We start from the raw sequence: 17,033 nt of genomic DNA, 5'->3' as shown, positions 1-17,033 counted from the left end.
CATGCTAATTTTGTGTTAATCGCTTCACGATTTTCACTGTTTCGTACGCCGCTTTTTCAATTTGCTCTTTCGTATTTCCAAGTCCAAAACTAAAGCGTACGGATGAACGTATTTGATCGGAATCTTTTCCAAACATCGCTACTAATACATGTGATGGATCAATCGAACCAGCTGTACAAGCAGAACCACTTGATACTGCAATGCCAGCTAGGTCTAAGTTCACAAGAAACGGTTCAATGTTCATTCCTGTAAAACTTACATTAAGTACATGCGGTAAGCGATGTTCTAAGTTTCCGTTTACCTCGAAAGTAATGCCTTCATTTTTGAAGACAGATACCATTATATCTTTAAACTCTTCATATTGGGCATTTTTTTGCTCACGAGTTTTTTCAGCTATAAGAATTGCATGCTGAAGCCCAGCAATACTAGGCACATTTTCCGTACCAGCACGGCGTTTTCTTTCTTGCTCTCCACCTATTAATAACGGCTCAAATTTCACATTTGCACCAGCGAATAAGAACCCTACACCTTTTGGCCCATTAATTTTATGAGCTGAAATTGATAATAAATCAATACCAAACTCTTTCACGTCAATTTCTACTAAACCGTAAGCTTGTACCGCATCTGTATGGAAATAAGCTTGATGCTCTTTTAGCAACTTTCCTATTTCCACAATTGGTTGCATTGTCCCTACTTCATTATTCCCAAACATAACAGATACAAGAATCGTCTCTTCTGTTAATGCCTTTTGTATGTCAGAAACTTGAATGCGTCCTGTTTCATCGACAGGTAAATATGTCACTTCAAACCCTTCACGCTCTAACAATTCGCACGTATGCAAAATCGCATGATGTTCAATTTGCGTCGTTATTATGTGGTTACCTTTATGACGGTTCGCACGTGCTACACCTATAAGCGCTAAATTATCAGCTTCTGTACCACCGCTCGTAAATATAATTTCATTCGGATTCGCATGAATGCTGCGTGCACACACTCGTCTCGCCTCATCTACTGTGTGACGAGTTTGACGTCCATAAAAGTGAATACTAGACGGGTTCCCGAATATTTCTGTCATATATGGAATCATCTTTTCGACCACTTCTGGGTGAGTCGGAGATGTCGCAGCATGATCTAAGTAAATGCGTTCCATTAAATCTCCTTCTTTCCAAATCGTTTCACAAGGAATTAAATGTAAAACATATAGCCCCCGTGATTTTCTTCCTCATAACGTACTAAATCTTCTAACGTTGTACTATCTAACACTTCTTGCACGGCATCACGAACACGCATCCATAACTGGCGCTGTGCTGGCTCTTCTTCTTCTATCATTTCTACAACACTAATCGGTCCCTCTAATACACGGATTACATCCCCAGCTGTAATGTTAGCCGGTTGATCAGATAATACATATCCGCCATATGCCCCGCGCGTACTCTTTACAAGACGAGCGTTACGAAGTGGTGAAATTAATTGCTCTAAGTAATGCTCGGATAAGTCATGCGCCTGCGCAATTGATTTTAATGAAATTGGACCTTCACCAAACTTTTTTGCAAGATCAATCATAATTGTTAAGCCATAGCGGCCTTTTGTTGAAATCTTCATCTATTTTGCACCTCTTTTCAAATTTTCACTTCTATTGGTTATATCTTATTTATAAAAAGAACACAATTTAAAATCCTATGAAATTATAGCATAATATAGTATTATAAGAAATTTCAACTTGTGTATCAAAATGATAACATAAAATCACATTGAAAAACTCGGAAATTATTACAATTGAAAGAAAAATGAAAATATTCATCTTCATTTTTCTCATAAAACAGCATCCTATTTCAAATTTCGTAGAAAAAAATGATACGATAGAACGAGATTATATATTAAGGGAGACGGTCTAAATGAAACAACCACTCGCACATCGAATGCGCCCTACAAATATTCAAGAAATTATTGGGCAACAACATTTAGTTGGTGAAGGAAAGATTTTATGGCGAATGGTCCAAGCAAATCATTTTCAATCTATGATTTTATACGGTCCTCCAGGTACAGGAAAAACATCCATTGCCAGTGCAATTGCAGGAAGTACCGGTACCCCGTTTCGTCTATTAAACGCTGTTACTCACAATAAAAAAGATATGGAAGTTGTCGTACAAGAAGCAAAGATGCATCGACACCTCGTTTTAATTTTAGATGAAGTTCACCGTCTAGATAAAGCAAAGCAAGACTTTCTATTACCTCACTTAGAAAGCGGACTTCTTACTTTAATTGGTGCAACGACAAGTAATCCATTCCATGCAATAAACTCCGCTATTCGAAGCAGGTGTCAAATTTTCGAATTACACGCACTAACAGAAGATGATATTTTAATTGGGTTAAAAAGAGCTTTAGAAGATAAAGAAAAAGGCCTTGGAGAATATGCTGTAACGGTAACAGATGAAGCACTACATCATTTTGCAAATGCCTCTGGTGGTGATATGCGTTCCGCTTATAACGCACTTGAACTTGCTGTATTATCTAGCTTTACTACAGACGATCAAGCGGCTGAAATCACACTCGAGATTGCAGAAGAATGCTTACAAAAGAAGAGCTTCGTTCACGACAAAGGCGGCGATGCTCATTATGACGTATTATCAGCATTTCAAAAATCAGTACGCGGAAGTGATGTAAATGCAGCGCTCCATTATTTAGCACGCCTTATTGAAGCAGGTGATTTACAAAGTATTGGCAGACGCCTTCTTATTATGGCTTATGAAGATATTGGACTTGCTAGCCCACAAGCTGGACCGCGTACACTAGCTGCAATTGAATCAGCTGAACGAGTTGGATTCCCAGAAGCACGCATCCCACTTGCAAATGCCGTTATAGAGCTATGCTTATCACCAAAATCAAATTCAGCTTATAAAGCACTTGATGCTGCATTACACGATTTACGCAACGGTCAAACAGGTGACATTCCAAGCCATTTAAAAGATAGTCATTACAAAGGCGCAGAATCACTCGGAAGAGGCATTGGATATTTATATCCACACGACCATCCAAATGGCTGGGTAAGGCAACAATACTTACCTGATAAAATAAAAAACAAGCAATATTATAAACCGAAAACGACAGGGAAATTTGAGCAAGCACTTTCTACTGTTTATGAAAGATTACAAACTTCGAATAAAACGAAAAATAAAGGGTAACATAAACGAAAACGTCACCATTATGGAGGCTTCGCTTATGAAAACACGTCAAGATGCATGGACAAAAGAAGATGATCTCCTTTTAGCAGAAACTGTTTTGCGACATATTCGCAGCGGAAGTACACAAATAAAAGCGTTTGATGAAGTTGGCGACGCTTTAAACCGCACTTCCGCAGCTTGTGGTTTTAGATGGAATGCTGAAGTAAGACCGAATTACGAAGATGCGGTGCAGCTTGCAAAAAAACAACGTAAAGAATTAAAACGTTCTGAAGCTAATATAGAAAAAGATCGGTTCACGAAAACGAAACAACTCGTAATTGACGCCGATTTTTCAGAAGATATTACGCCAAGTAAACAAGATCTTACAATGCAAAATGTCATCTCATTTTTACAAAATTTAGAACATAACAATCCTTCACTTGCAAAGTTGCAAACTGAAAATGATGTATTACAAGCTCAGCTCACTTCTCTGCAAAAAACGAATCATGAACTTGAAACGAAATTAGCGGTACTCACAAAAAAACAACAAGCAATCGAAGAAGATTACGCGATGCTTGTTCGAATTATGGATCGCGCTCGAAAACTCGTTTCGGTTGAAGAACAAGAAGAACATATTGCTCCCATTTTCAAGACAGATCAAAATGGAAATTTAGATATTATATATTCTGCAGAGAATTAAAAACAAGGGTGTCACTTTTTTGACTAAGTGACATCCTTGTTTGTTTTCGATAAACCATATATACATATCGGTAAATGAAATTATATTAACGATTTTTCGAATATATCTATCGTAACTTGCAATATATCAACGATTTTTCAAATATATCTATCGTAACTTGCAATATATCAACGATTCGACAAAGGAGATCGATTTAATGACAAATATTTACAATAACATTACTCCCTGTCATACAAGAAAACTCCTAAAACATATTAGATAATTTTTACTAAAATGTTATTATAACCATATACCTTTAAAGGGAGATGTTTGCTATTTCATTAATAATCTTCAAAATAACTCTTGGCCTTCTCGTCCTGACTTTAGCTCTTTTCACCATTAACAGTCTAAAAAAGACATCCCCCTATAAATCAGATAAATATGATTATTACTTACTAACCTTACTTACATTTGAACTAGTAGTGATGCAAATATCCATATTTCTTTAATACATATAAAAAAGCATATATCCAAAATGGATATATGCTTTTCTTTTATTCTTGCCCTACACGTTTCACTTCTACATTTTTAATACGTTCACGTACAACGTGACTTGCCATAATTAAGCCTGCCACAGATGGTACGAATGCATTTGATGAAGGCGGTAATTTCGCTTTACGAATTTTTGCATTTTCGTCTGGTACGATTTCTTTACGTACTTCTTCACGAATTACGATTGGGTTTTCGTCAGAGAAGACAACTTTTACACCTTTTTTAATACCCTCTTTACGAAGCTTCGTACGAATTACTTTCGCAATTGGATCTGTATGTGTTTTAGAAATGTCCGCAATACGGAAACGAGTTGGGTCCATTTTATTTGCTGCACCCATACATGAGATAATTTTAATTTTACGACGTAAACATTGTTTAATTAAATGGATTTTGAACGTAATCGTATCAGATGCATCCACTACGAAATCTAAACCGTGTTTAAAGAACTCTTCATATGTTTCATCTGTATAAAACATTTCTAATCCAATTACTTCACATTCCGGATTAATGTCTGCAATACGCTCTTTCATTAATTCTACTTTTGAACGTCCTACAGTAGATACTAAAGCGTGAATTTGACGGTTTACGTTTGTAATATCTACAACGTCTTTATCAACTAATACGAGACGTCCTACTCCAGAACGCGCTAACGCTTCAGCTGAAAATGAACCTACGCCGCCAATTCCTAAAATACCGACTGTACTATTTTTTAATATTTCAAGTCCTTCTTTACCGAAGGCTAATTCATTACGTGAAAATTGATGTAACATTCAGCTCTACACTCCTATTACAAAAATGGTCTACCATGTATTCTAGCGTTTTTCCGACTATTTGTATAGAAAAAGTTATAGAATTCCTAAAAATACATATTTCGATAATGAAAACATAGTGTAAACCGGGATTTTGTTTCTTCTTTTAATTATCCATTAAAAAAGTCTAGATGGTTATAGTATAACCATCTAGACCCTATTCTTACTTTTCTTCTTTTAAGCTTAATTTTAAGTTTAACTCTTCAAGCTGTGCTTCTGCAACTGGGCTTGGAGCTTCTGTTAATAAGCAGCTTGCGCTTGCTGTTTTTGGGAATGCAATTGTATCACGAAGGTTCGTACGGCCTGCAAGTAACATAACAAGACGATCTAAACCTAATGCGATTCCGCCGTGTGGTGGTGTACCGTATTCGAATGCTTCTAATAAGAATCCGAATTGCTCTTGCGCTTCTTCTTGTGAGAATCCAAGTGCTTTGAACATTTTTTCTTGTACGTCACGCTCGTAAATACGAAGTGATCCACCACCAAGCTCATAACCGTTTAATACAAGGTCATATGCTTGTGCACGTGCTTTTTCTGGTGCTGTTTCTAGTAGCTCAACGTCTTCACGGAATGGCATTGTGAATGGGTGATGAGCTGCGAAATAACGATCTGCATCTTCATCGTACTCAAGAAGTGGCCAATCAGTTACCCATAGGAAGTTAAATTTACTTTCATCAATTAACTCAAGCTCTTTACCTAGACGTAAACGAAGTGCGCCTAAGCTATCTGCAACAACACTCTTCTTATCTGCTACGAATAGTAATAAGTCGCCAGCAGTAGCTTCTAATGTACTCATTAACACGTTTGCATCTTCTTCACCGAAGAATTTCGCAATCGGTCCTTTTAAGCCGTCTTCTTCAACTTTAAGCCAAGCTAGACCTTTTGCACCGTATACTTTCACGAATTCAGTTAATGCATCGATGTCTTTACGAGAGTATTTACTTGCAGCACCTTTTGCATTAATTGCTTTTACTTGTCCGCCGCTTTCTACAGCACTTGTAAACACTTTAAAGCCACAACCTGCTGCAAACTCAGATAAGTCTGTTAGTTCCATTTCAAAGCGTGTATCTGGCTTATCAGAACCGTAGCGAGCCATTGCATCAGCATATTTTATACGAGGGAATGGTGCACTAACTTCTACACCTTTTGCATCCTTCATAACTTTCGTCATCATACGCTCCATCATTTCTAAAATCTCATCTTGTGTTAAGAATGAAGCTTCAATATCGATTTGCGTGAATTCTGGTTGACGATCTGCACGTAAATCTTCGTCACGGAAACAACGTGCTACTTGATAGTAACGCTCAAATCCGCCGACCATAAGAAGCTGTTTAAATAACTGTGGTGACTGTGGTAATGCATAGAATTCACCGTCATGTACACGACTTGGTACTAAATAGTCACGAGCTCCTTCTGGCGTACTTTTCGTTAAAATTGGTGTTTCTACTTCTAAGAACTCTTCTGTATCTAAGAAGTTACGAATTGTTTTTGTTACGTCGTGACGCATTTTGAATGTGTTGAACATTACAGGACGACGTAAGTCTAAATAACGATATTTTAAACGCACATCTTCTGATGCATCTGTATCATCAGCAATGATAATTGGTGTTGTTTTCGCTGCATTTAGTACATTTACTTTTGTTGCTTGTACTTCAATACGACCAGTTGCCATATTGTCATTAATTGCGCCTTCACCACGTTCAACAACTGTACCTTCTATGTGTAATACGTATTCGCTACGAATTGTTTCTGCTACTTCTAACGCTTCTTTTGATGTTTCTGGGTTAAATACAACTTGTACGATACCTGTACGGTCACGTAAATCGATAAAGATTAATCCACCTAAGTCACGGCGTTTTTGTACCCAACCTTTTAATTGAACTGTTTGTCCAACAGCTTCTACTGTTACTTTTCCACATGCATGTGTTCTTTCAGCCACTGTAAGTTCCCCCTATATTAATTTCTCTGCTACGTATGAAGCAAATACATCTAACGCTACTTCTTCTTGTTCACCTGTTGCCATATCTTTTAAGTTAATGATGCCTTTATCTAGCTCATCTTCTCCTAATACAGCTACAAATTTCGCCTTTAGACGATCTGCTGATTTAAATTGTGCTTTCATTTTGCGATCTAAATAATCTTTTTCAACCGACAATCCAGCTTTACGAAGATCGAATGCCACTTTTGCAGCATGGTCTTTCGCTTTTTCACCAAGCGCTACAACGTAACAATCAATGCTATGTTCAAGTGGTAATTCAATGTTTTCAGCTTTTAGCGCCATAATTAAACGTTCAATACTCATTGCAAAACCGATACCTGGCATTTCTGGTCCACCGATTTCTTGTACAAGTCCGTTATAACGGCCACCACCGCTTAATGTAGTGATCGCACCGAAACCTTCTGCCTCACTCATAATTTCAAAAACAGTATGTTGATAGTAGTCTAAACCACGCACTAAGTTCGGATCTTTTTCAAATGGAACATCCATCATCGTTAATAGTTCTTGTACTTTGTCGTAGTATACTGCTGAATCTTCGTTTAAGTATTCTGTAATAGATGGAGCTGTTGCCATTAATTCATGGTTACGGTCCTTCTTACAGTCTAAAATTCGAAGTGGGTTCTTTTCTAAGCGAGATTGACAGTCAGAGCAGAATTCGCCGATACGTGGCTCAAAGTGTGCGATTAATGCATCACGGTGTGCTTGACGACTCGCTGCGTCACCTAAACTGTTTAATACAACTTTAATATTTTTTAAGCCCATGCCGCGGTAAAATTCAACAGCAAGTGCAATTACTTCTGCATCAATTGCAGGGTCATTACTGCCGATTGCTTCGATACCGAATTGTACGAATTGACGATAGCGACCTGCTTGTGGTCTTTCATAACGGAACATTTGACCGATATAGTATAATTTCGTTGGTTGTGTTGCATCACCAAACATTTTATTTTCAACGTAAGAACGTACAACAGGTGCAGTACCTTCTGGACGTAATGTTAAGCTACGCTCTCCACGATCTTGGAATGAGTACATTTCTTTTTGTACGATATCTGTCGTATCACCAACACCGCGTAAAAATAGCTCAGTGTGCTCAAAAATTGGTGTACGAATTTCTTTATAATTGTAACGACGGCAAATTTCGCGTGCTTGCCCTTCGATATACTGCCATAACTCAACAGTGCCTGGAAGAATATCTTGCGTTCCGCGTGGGATTTGAATAGACATATTCAGTTCCTCCTCAAATTGTTTTAATCTTAATAAAAATAAAAAAACTCCCGCCTCTACTGTTTAAACAGTAGGGACGAGAGTATTATACCCGTGGTGCCACCCTAATTGAAGCACGTATGCTTCCACTTTTTTAATAACGCTTAAATATGCGTTCATCCCTACTAAGCATATATGCCGTTCAAGTTGAAACCTCTAGAGTGTCATTCAATCAGTCATCATGCAGAAATGTTTTCAGCCTAAGACATTCCTTCTCTTTCCATGTGTATCTCATTTACTCTTCTCTATCAACGGTTATATTCATATGTAAATATAAAATTACTATACGTTTGTTAAGTAGGATTGTCAAGTGCTCTAAGAACGTTCAATCTGCTTCTTTAAACGCTTTACATCTTGAAGAGAAATCCCAAACTCGGAAGCAAGCTCCATTGAAGTATTATTTTGCTCTTTTGAAATAAAATCATGAAAATTCACGTTAAACAGTTGATTTGCACCATTTGTAACAGAATGCCCTTTTTCATTCATACGCATACGTATATCCCTCACATTCAATATGGATGTTTTACTTTTTATTGTTCCATATTGATGAGAGAGTTATACATAACCGAAACTGCTATTGATTCCAAATAAACATTAGTATTCGATTTACAACAATAACAATAGCCAGTCCACTTGTGAGCATATGATGCTTCAAATGATATAACGCTGCAACACCTACTCCAAATACGATAATTTCTAATAATACATGTAATATACCTTGTACTTCCCATTCTGCATGTGGAGCTCCAAATAGCCCCCAAATGACAGCAATAACAATTGGAATAATAATAGCAAGTGTAATTTTTATAGCTGTTGTTGTTCCTACTCGATATCCCCAGTATCCAACAATCCCAAGAATACATAACTCTAACATAAAACGTAAAGCTATATTAAATTCTTGAAGCAATTAAACCTACCTCCTACTTTCGATTCCCCTTCTTTCATAGGAAGTAAAGCATACATTAAACTACTTCTACACACTGATTCAATATACGGACCAACGCCTCTGGATTAGTTTCCATTACCCAATGACCACCAACTTCAATAGAAAAAACTTCCCATTTTCTATCTCTTGCTTTTTTTGCTGATTCTAAAAAGATAGACGTCATTGGCCAATGTTCTGGATTATCCTTTACTTCTACGTATATATGCGGTATACATCGCGCTTTAGAGTTTTTTATTTCAACCGATTGTGTAAAAGCCAACAATGACATCGCTGATTTTTTTTCATCTATTATATTTCTAGGAAGAACACGCCATCCCTCCCCGTATACTTTTACTTCTTCTATAAAATTTGCGGACATTTCCGGCCCAGAAATATCCATAACAGAATCACCATTTTCCGGAACCATTGCATCCATGTATACTAGCTCCTTAATAAACTCGGGAATCACTTCTGCCACTCCTGTAATTACCATCCCAGAATAGCTATGTCCTACTAAAATTACATCTTTTAGCCCCTCATATTTAATGGTATTAACAATGTCTTGAATAAATGTTTTCAATCCTATATTAGGTTGCATAAGATGCGTTCGTTCTCCAAGTCCAGTTAAGGTAGGAGTATATACACTATGACCATCTTTCCTTAAAAGTTCAGCTAGTCTTTTCCAAACATAGCCACCATCCCATGCTCCATGAACGAGTACAAATGTTTCCATAAACTTTACCTCCCATAATCCCCCGATTATATCGTTTATTTTCTTAACTATCATAACAATAATTAACAAAATATACCATTAAAAGACACAAAAGAAGAGAGAGGACTCATCCTCTCTCTTCTTAAGCAACACTATTTACTTTCTACAATTAAGGTCACCGGACCATCATTGATTAAAGAAACGTCCATCATTGCTCCGAACTTCCCTGTTTCCACATGCAATCCTTGTTTGCGAACTTCTTCATTAAAGAAATCGTATAAACGCTCTGCGTAGTCAGGTTTCGCAGCATCCATAAAGTTTGGACGTCTTCCCTTGCGACAATCTCCGTATAATGTAAATTGCGAAATAGATAGAACTTGTCCTTCTACATCAAGTACAGAATGATTCATCTTTCCGCTCTCATCTTCAAAAATACGTAAGTTTGCAATTTTTTCCGCAATATAAGTTGCATCTTTTTCTGTATCTTCATGCGTAATGCCAACTAGTAATGTTAAACCGAACGGAATTTGTCCTACGATCTCACCGTCTACTGTGACAGACGCTTTCTTTGATCGTTGTAAAACAACTCTCATCTTTCTACACTCCCTATTAATGCATCATGCGTCGTACTGCATAAATTTCTGGAACGCGTTTAATGCGTTCTACTACTTTTTTCAAGTGTTGTAAGTTACGAATCGAGATTGACATATTAATTGTTGCCATTTTATTACGGTCACTTCTACCAGAAACAGCTGAAATGTACGTTTTCGTCTCTGTAACAGCTTGCAGTACTTCATTTAATAAACCACGGCGATCGTAACCCGAAATTTCAATATCAACGTTATACTCAATTTCTTTTTCAGGGCTACCTTCCCACTCTACTTCTAATAAACGTTCTATAGCTTCTTCTGTATGAACGTTTACACAATCACGGCGGTGAATCGATACACCTCGGCCTTTCGTAATATATCCAACGATATCATCGCCTGGAACTGGGTTACAGCATTTCGATAAACGGATTAATAAATTATCAGCACCGCTTACCTTTACACCAGAATCCCATTTTCGAATTTTCATCGGTTTACGAACTTCTTTAACTTCAACAATTTCTTCTTCTTCGCGTTGTTTGCGGAACTTGTCCGTTAGTCGCGTAACAATTTGCGAAGCTGTAATTCCGCTATATCCAACTGCTGCAAACATATCTTCTTCATTTGCAAAGTTAAATTTCTCAGCGACGCGTTTTAAGTTATCAGGCGCTAATACTTCTTTCATCTCATACTCTAGACCACGTACTTCCTTTTCAACAAGTTCACGGCCTTTTTCAATATTTTCGTCTCTACGTTGTTTCTTAAAGAATTGACGAATTTTATTTTTTGCATGAGATGTTTGAGCAAGTTTTACCCAATCTTGACTTGGGCCATACGAATGTTTCGACGTTAAAATTTCAATGATGTCGCCTGTTTTTAATTTATAATCCAACGTCACCATTTTACCGTTTACTTTTGCACCAATTGTTTTATTCCCAATTTCCGAATGGACACGATACGCGAAATCAATCGGAACCGATCCAAGTGGTAATTCCATTACATCGCCTTTCGGTGTAAAGACGAATACCATGTCAGAAAATAAATCAATTTTTAATGACTCCATAAATTCTTCTGCATTAGAAGCTTCATTTTGCCATTCTAGTATTTGACGGAACCATGTGAGTTTCTTCTCTAATGTACCTGTTGTTTCTGCTGTTTTTCCTTCTTTGTACGCCCAGTGTGCCGCGATCCCGAATTCTGCAATTTCGTGCATTTCTTTCGTACGAATTTGCACTTCAAGTGGATCACCTTTTGGTCCAATTACAGTCGTATGAAGAGATTGATATAGATTTGCTTTTGGCATTGCAATATAATCTTTAAAACGACCTGGCATCGGCTTCCAGCACGTATGAATAATTCCAAGCACCGCATAACAATCTTTAATACTATTTACAACGACACGTACAGCTAATAAATCGTAAATTTCATTGAACTGCTTATTTTGCAGTGCCATTTTACGATAAATACTGTAAATATGTTTCGGTCTTCCAGAAATCTCAGGTTGAATTGCAACTTCTTTTAATTTCTCACGAATACCAGTCATTACTTCGTCTAAGTATTCTTCACGTTCTGCACGTTTACGCTTCATTAAATTTACAATACGATAATATTGTTGGGGATTTAAATAGCGAAGTGACGTATCCTCTAGCTCCCATTTAATAGTACTAATTCCGAGTCTATGTGCTAAAGGTGCAAAGATTTCTAACGTTTCATTCGCTATGCGACGCTGCTTCTCTTGAGGCAAATGTTTCAATGTACGCATGTTATGAAGACGATCAGCTAGTTTAATTAAAATAACTCGAATGTCTTGAGCCATTGCAATAAACATTTTGCGATGGTTTTCTGCTTGTTGTTGTTCGTGAGATTTATATTTAATCTTCCCAAGCTTTGTAACACCATCAACAAGCATAGCAATTTCTTTGTTAAATTCCCGTTCAATATCTTCTAACGTAATCTCTGTATCTTCCACTACATCATGTAAGAAACCTGCTGATACCGTAGCTGGATCCATGTGTAAATCAACTAAAATACCTGCAACTTGAATCGGATGAATAATATACGGTTCACCCGATTTTCTATATTGTTCGCTATGCGCATCACGTGCATATTCATAGGCACGTGCCACTAGCTCAATATCTTCATCCGCTAAATATTGACTTGCTTTCTCGAGTACCTGTTCAGCTGTTAGTACCTGCTCATTTGCCATCGAATCACCTTTTATTGAAAATTGACTTTATCTTTATTTAATAGAATAAATTATATTCTATCATTATAACCCAATGATTGTGAATTGTGAAAAGGAAAAGATTTTACTGACATTTCACCATGATTTTTTGTTCAATTATACAAAAGTACCCGCTCCTCTCCAAGAGATTCACGGGTACTTTTTATCACCGTAGTTTTACCTATATAGTGATTAGTATTTTTCTAATACTAATACATCGTAACCATCTAACATTTTACGACCATCTAAGTAAGTAAGCTCTACTAAGAATGCAATCCCTGCTACAACTCCGCCTAGCTCTTCAACTAACTTAATTGTCGCTTCGATTGTTCCACCTGTAGCTAATAGATCATCTGTAATTAATACGCGTTGACCTGGCTTAATTGCATCTTTATGGATTGTTAAAACATCTTTACCATATTCTTTACCGTAGTCAACTGTAATTACTTCACGTGGTAATTTTCCTAATTTACGAACTGGCGCAAATCCTACTTCTAACGCATAAGAAACTGGGCAACCGATAATGAAACCACGAGCTTCTGGTCCTACTACAACATCGATATCTCTTTCTTTTGCGTACTCAACGATTGCATCTGTTGCTGCTTTGTATGCTTTACCGTCATTCATTAAAGGTGTAATGTCTTTAAACACAATACCTTCTTTCGGATAATCCGGTACAATTGCGATATGTTGCTTGAAATCCATATTTCTGAATCCTCCTCAGATCTAAAAGGTTTGTAAATACAAATCCTTTACCCTAACTGTTCTACTTCTTTATGATTACGAATCGTTTCAAACCATGTATATAGTTGCTGATATGTGCTATAAACCAATTCTTTTTCTAATTGTAAGTGGTTCATTTTCTCACGATATGTGTTCGATTCAATTAAATCACGCTTTTGTTTTTTGTCTGCCATAAAAATGACGCCATCTTTTATTGTAACAAATTCTAACTCAAAAAACACCTGTGTCATGAAATTTACTGTATCTTTTGACCAGCCTTTATGGCGACATAGTTGTTCTCCATATTGTCTTAAAGAAAATGGTGTTTTTTGGCTTAAGAAAGAATAGTACCATTTAAAGTGTTCTCTCGTAGGAACTGTACTAAATAGATGGTTATTTTCTTGATAAAACAGCGTATAAATTCGCGCTGGGAATCCTACTTTAAATAACTCACGTAATTCATCTGTTCCGCTTGGCAAATCGAGTAACACGATGTATTGATCATCCAAATGCGTTACTTCTGACGCATGCATAAGCTTTTCTTTATAGTCCTCTAAAGAAAATTTATTCAATACCTCTTCAGAAAAATACACCATTGTTATTTTTTCTTTCGGAAGTTCTGCTAAATTTGCTTCTGCATTACGCATACTACGCCAATCAAATAATTGCCACGCCTCTATAGCAATATCTTGTACCATTAATTGTGGCTTCTTAAAATTGTTCCATTCATTGATGGATGCTTCTCCTATTACAGATACTTTTGCAACTGGAGAGATTTCTTTCGCATATGCACCAAAACCAAATCCAATTGTATCCAGTGTTGCTTGTCCATCACGAAGAGCCATTTTTAAATGAGAGCCATCTGATCCGATTGCGCGAATACTTTCTAACTCTGCATCTTTCACTGCAATACGTGGTTTCGGATTTCCAACACCAAATGGTGCTAACTTCTGCATATCTTCAATTGCCGCTAGTGTTACATCCTCTACTTTGCAAAAAACATCAACTGCTGTAATTGGAATAAAATCTTCTTCTGTTAAAATTGCATCTGCTTGTTCATTTAAGCGGCGACGTAATTCATCTACATCATTCATATGTAGCGTCATTCCCGCTGCCATCGGATGCCCTCCGAAGTGTGGCAATAACTCTCTACAATCTGATAAATTTGCAAACAAATCAAATCCTGCAATACTACGCGCTGAGCCTTTTGCTGTTTCTTTTATAGGATCAATGCATAATACAATAGTCGGACGATAAAAACGTTCAACTAATTTAGAAGCGACAATCCCAATTACACCCGGATTCCAACCTTCTTTTGCAAGTACTAACACTTTGTTTTCTTCTGGCGGGAAGTTATTTTCAACTTCAGCGATAGCCTCTTCTGTAATTTGCTTTACAATATCTTTTCGCAGTTTGTTCAGCTCATCAATTTCTTCGGCTAACTCTTTTGCTTCCTCAGGATCATCTGATAATAAAAGGTGTACAGCCGGCGTTGCATCTTCTAAACGCCCGACCGCATTAATACGCGGTGCAATTGAGAAGCCAATACTCTCTTCTGTAATTTCACTTTGCGAAACGTTAGCAACTTTAAACAATGCCTTTAAACCAATATTTTTCGTCATACGCATATGTTTTAAACCGCGTTTCACTAGCAACCTATTTTCACCATGAAGTGACACTAAATCGGCTACTGTACCGATTACTGCAATCTCTAATAAATGTTCTGGTACACGGCCTAATAGTGCATGCGCAACTTTAAACGCAACACCTACACCAGCTAAATAGTGAAACGGATATACACCGCCATCTAATTTCGGATGTATAATCGCAAGTGCTTCTGGCAATTCTGGCGGTGGCTCATGGTGATCTGTAATAATTAGATCTATTCCAAGCTCTTTCGCTACATTCGCTTCATGTACTGCTGCGATGCCAGTGTCGACAGTAATAATCAGTGAGAACCCTGCGCTATGCGCCCAACGAAACGCTTCTTCGTTCGGCCCATACCCTTCTGTAAAACGATTTGGAATATAAAATTCTACTTCTGCACCTAATTCTTGAAGAGCAAGATATAACACAGTTGTACTACTTACTCCGTCTGCATCGTAATCACCAAATATTAATATTTGTTCTCCATTTTGAATCGCCTTATTTACACGTTCTACCGTTCTATCCATTCCTTCTAATAAAAATGGATCATGAAATTCTTGATTTTCTGTATTTAAAAAATCTAAAATCTTATCTTCTGTATCTAGTCCTCTACCGAGGAATAATGAAACGACAAGTGGCGATAACTGTAATTTACTTGCTAATTCACTCACTCGTTCGTCATTATATTCTTTTTCTTTCCAACGCGTCTTCGGTTGTAACACGAAATCACCCCTTAACCTGTTCATTATACAAGACAGATTAAGGGGTGACAATATAATGCAAACTACGATGCAATATCTATATACTAAAATGTTAATGATGTTTAATTTGGAGAATACGGATTTATATGTACGAATACATTTTGTACATTATCTTGTTTCATAAGTATTTCTTTCACATGTTTTCCAATACGGTGTCCTTCTTCTACAGTAATGTATGGATCTACAGACACTTTAATATCGACAATAACATAATGACCATGCTCCCGTGCATATAAAGAACCAATTTTTTTCACACCATCTACTTGAAGGACTGCTTCTCTAAGCGGAATAACATCCTCCTCATGAAGAACATGGTCAAGCGTTGCATGAATTGCTTCCGCTCCAATGCTCCATGCCATTTTTACAACAAGAAGCGAAACAACTAATCCTGCAATCGGATCAGCATATACAAGCCAGTCTATACCAAGCTTACCACCGAGTATAGCTGCACAAATACCGATTAAAGCTGCAATTGAAGAAAATACATCCGAACGGTGCTCATATGCATTTGCAATAATTGCATCACTATTTACCCTTTTCCCTAATCGGAATTTATATTGAAACATTCCTTCTTTCACGACGATTGAAAGAACAACAGCAAAAATCGTAATTCCTTTCGGCGGTTCTAGTTCTTGCGAAAAAGCTTTTATAGATGAAATCGCGATTTCAAGTCCCACAATAAATAATAATACCGCAACAATAATCGCTGAAATCGATTCCGCTTTACCATGACCATACGGATGATCTTCATCAGGTGGCTGCTTTGCCGCTCGCAATCCAAAAAGTACAGCTAGCGAACCAATTACATCTGATGCAGAATGCACCGCATCTGCTAGCAGTGCTTTACTGTTCCCAATATAACCAATTACCGCCTTTACAATTGCTAATATAATATTACCAACGATCCCGACAATAGCACCAAACTCGGCCTGTTTAAAACGTTCATCTTTTTCCATAATTAAAATCCCTTCTTTTCTTAACCTATCTTTTT

Annotated in this window: 15 protein-coding genes and 1 other annotated feature; of the genes, 2 read left to right on the top strand and 13 right to left on the bottom strand. The window is 37.2% G+C overall.

Features of this window, described 5'->3' with window-relative positions:
• Positions 1-4: 4 nt before the first annotated feature.
• The gene (locus H6481_RS00155; protein ID WP_000439889.1) at positions 5-1,150 is read right to left on the bottom strand and encodes a cysteine desulfurase family protein; all 1,146 of its coding nucleotides are present in this window, start codon (positions 1,148-1,150) and stop codon (positions 5-7) included.
• A gap of 35 nt (positions 1,151-1,185) precedes the next feature.
• Complete coding sequence (locus H6481_RS00150) at positions 1,186-1,602, bottom strand: Rrf2 family transcriptional regulator (protein WP_000704116.1); 417 nt, start codon at positions 1,600-1,602, stop codon at positions 1,186-1,188.
• 293 nt (positions 1,603-1,895) lie between these two features.
• Between H6481_RS00150 and H6481_RS00145 the strand changes: the two genes are divergently transcribed.
• The gene (locus tag H6481_RS00145) at positions 1,896-3,182 is read left to right on the top strand and encodes a replication-associated recombination protein A (RefSeq protein WP_000812919.1); all 1,287 of its coding nucleotides are present in this window, start codon (positions 1,896-1,898) and stop codon (positions 3,180-3,182) included.
• 37 nt (positions 3,183-3,219) lie between these two features.
• Complete coding sequence (locus H6481_RS00140; protein WP_000857708.1) at positions 3,220-3,861, top strand: RsfA family transcriptional regulator; 642 nt, start codon at positions 3,220-3,222, stop codon at positions 3,859-3,861.
• Between the two features lie 533 nt (positions 3,862-4,394).
• On the opposite strand, the gene H6481_RS00135 is transcribed toward H6481_RS00140, so the two are convergent.
• The 11 genes from H6481_RS00135 to H6481_RS00085 all read right to left on the bottom strand — a co-directional run bounded on the left by H6481_RS00135 (position 4,395) and on the right by H6481_RS00085 (position 16,998).
• Positions 4,395-5,162, bottom strand: coding sequence for a tRNA threonylcarbamoyladenosine dehydratase (locus tag H6481_RS00135; RefSeq protein WP_000903182.1), 768 nt, complete (start codon positions 5,160-5,162; stop codon positions 4,395-4,397).
• Between the two features lie 202 nt (positions 5,163-5,364).
• Positions 5,365-7,140, bottom strand: a complete 1,776-nt coding sequence (gene aspS, locus H6481_RS00130; RefSeq protein ID WP_182810888.1) for an aspartate--tRNA ligase — start codon at positions 7,138-7,140, stop codon at positions 5,365-5,367.
• A 12-nt stretch (positions 7,141-7,152) separates the two neighbouring features.
• A complete protein-coding gene (gene hisS / locus H6481_RS00125; protein WP_000027079.1) occupies positions 7,153-8,424 on the bottom strand; it encodes a histidine--tRNA ligase in 1,272 nt (423 codons plus the stop codon).
• 69 nt (positions 8,425-8,493) lie between these two features.
• Positions 8,494-8,724, bottom strand: a binding site (T-box leader).
• 54 nt (positions 8,725-8,778) lie between these two features.
• Positions 8,779-8,955: a hypothetical protein gene (locus H6481_RS00120; protein WP_001242605.1), complete on the bottom strand. Its 177-nt coding sequence runs from the start codon at positions 8,953-8,955 to the stop codon at positions 8,779-8,781.
• An 82-nt stretch (positions 8,956-9,037) separates the two neighbouring features.
• Positions 9,038-9,370 carry a YrdB family protein gene (locus H6481_RS00115; RefSeq protein WP_182810886.1) on the bottom strand — a complete coding sequence of 111 codons (333 nt, stop codon included), beginning with the start codon at positions 9,368-9,370 and terminating at the stop codon, positions 9,038-9,040.
• A 55-nt stretch (positions 9,371-9,425) separates the two neighbouring features.
• Complete coding sequence (locus tag H6481_RS00110) at positions 9,426-10,121, bottom strand: alpha/beta hydrolase (protein ID WP_182810884.1); 696 nt, start codon at positions 10,119-10,121, stop codon at positions 9,426-9,428.
• 131 nt (positions 10,122-10,252) lie between these two features.
• Positions 10,253-10,693 carry a D-tyrosyl-tRNA(Tyr) deacylase gene (locus H6481_RS00105; RefSeq protein WP_001266965.1) on the bottom strand — a complete coding sequence of 147 codons (441 nt, stop codon included), beginning with the start codon at positions 10,691-10,693 and terminating at the stop codon, positions 10,253-10,255.
• Between the two features lie 16 nt (positions 10,694-10,709).
• Entirely contained in the window at positions 10,710-12,893 is a 2,184-nt protein-coding gene (gene relA / locus H6481_RS00100; RefSeq protein ID WP_016086172.1) for a GTP diphosphokinase, read from the bottom strand.
• 210 nt (positions 12,894-13,103) lie between these two features.
• Positions 13,104-13,616 carry an adenine phosphoribosyltransferase gene (locus H6481_RS00095; protein WP_000346215.1) on the bottom strand — a complete coding sequence of 171 codons (513 nt, stop codon included), beginning with the start codon at positions 13,614-13,616 and terminating at the stop codon, positions 13,104-13,106.
• A 47-nt stretch (positions 13,617-13,663) separates the two neighbouring features.
• Positions 13,664-16,003 (bottom strand): single-stranded-DNA-specific exonuclease RecJ, encoded by a 2,340-nt coding sequence (recJ, locus tag H6481_RS00090; RefSeq protein WP_071729597.1) that lies wholly within the window; start codon positions 16,001-16,003, stop codon positions 13,664-13,666.
• Positions 16,004-16,104: 101 nt separating this feature from the next.
• Positions 16,105-16,998: a cation diffusion facilitator family transporter gene (locus H6481_RS00085; RefSeq protein ID WP_000409746.1), complete on the bottom strand. Its 894-nt coding sequence runs from the start codon at positions 16,996-16,998 to the stop codon at positions 16,105-16,107.
• Between the last annotated feature and the right edge of the window lie 35 nt (positions 16,999-17,033).

Origin of the sequence: Bacillus sp. ME78 (assembly GCF_903970865.1) — a bacterium.
Lineage (GTDB): Bacteria > Bacillota > Bacilli > Bacillales > Bacillaceae_G > Bacillus_A > Bacillus_A cereus.
This window is presented reverse-complemented; position numbering and strand designations above follow the sequence as displayed.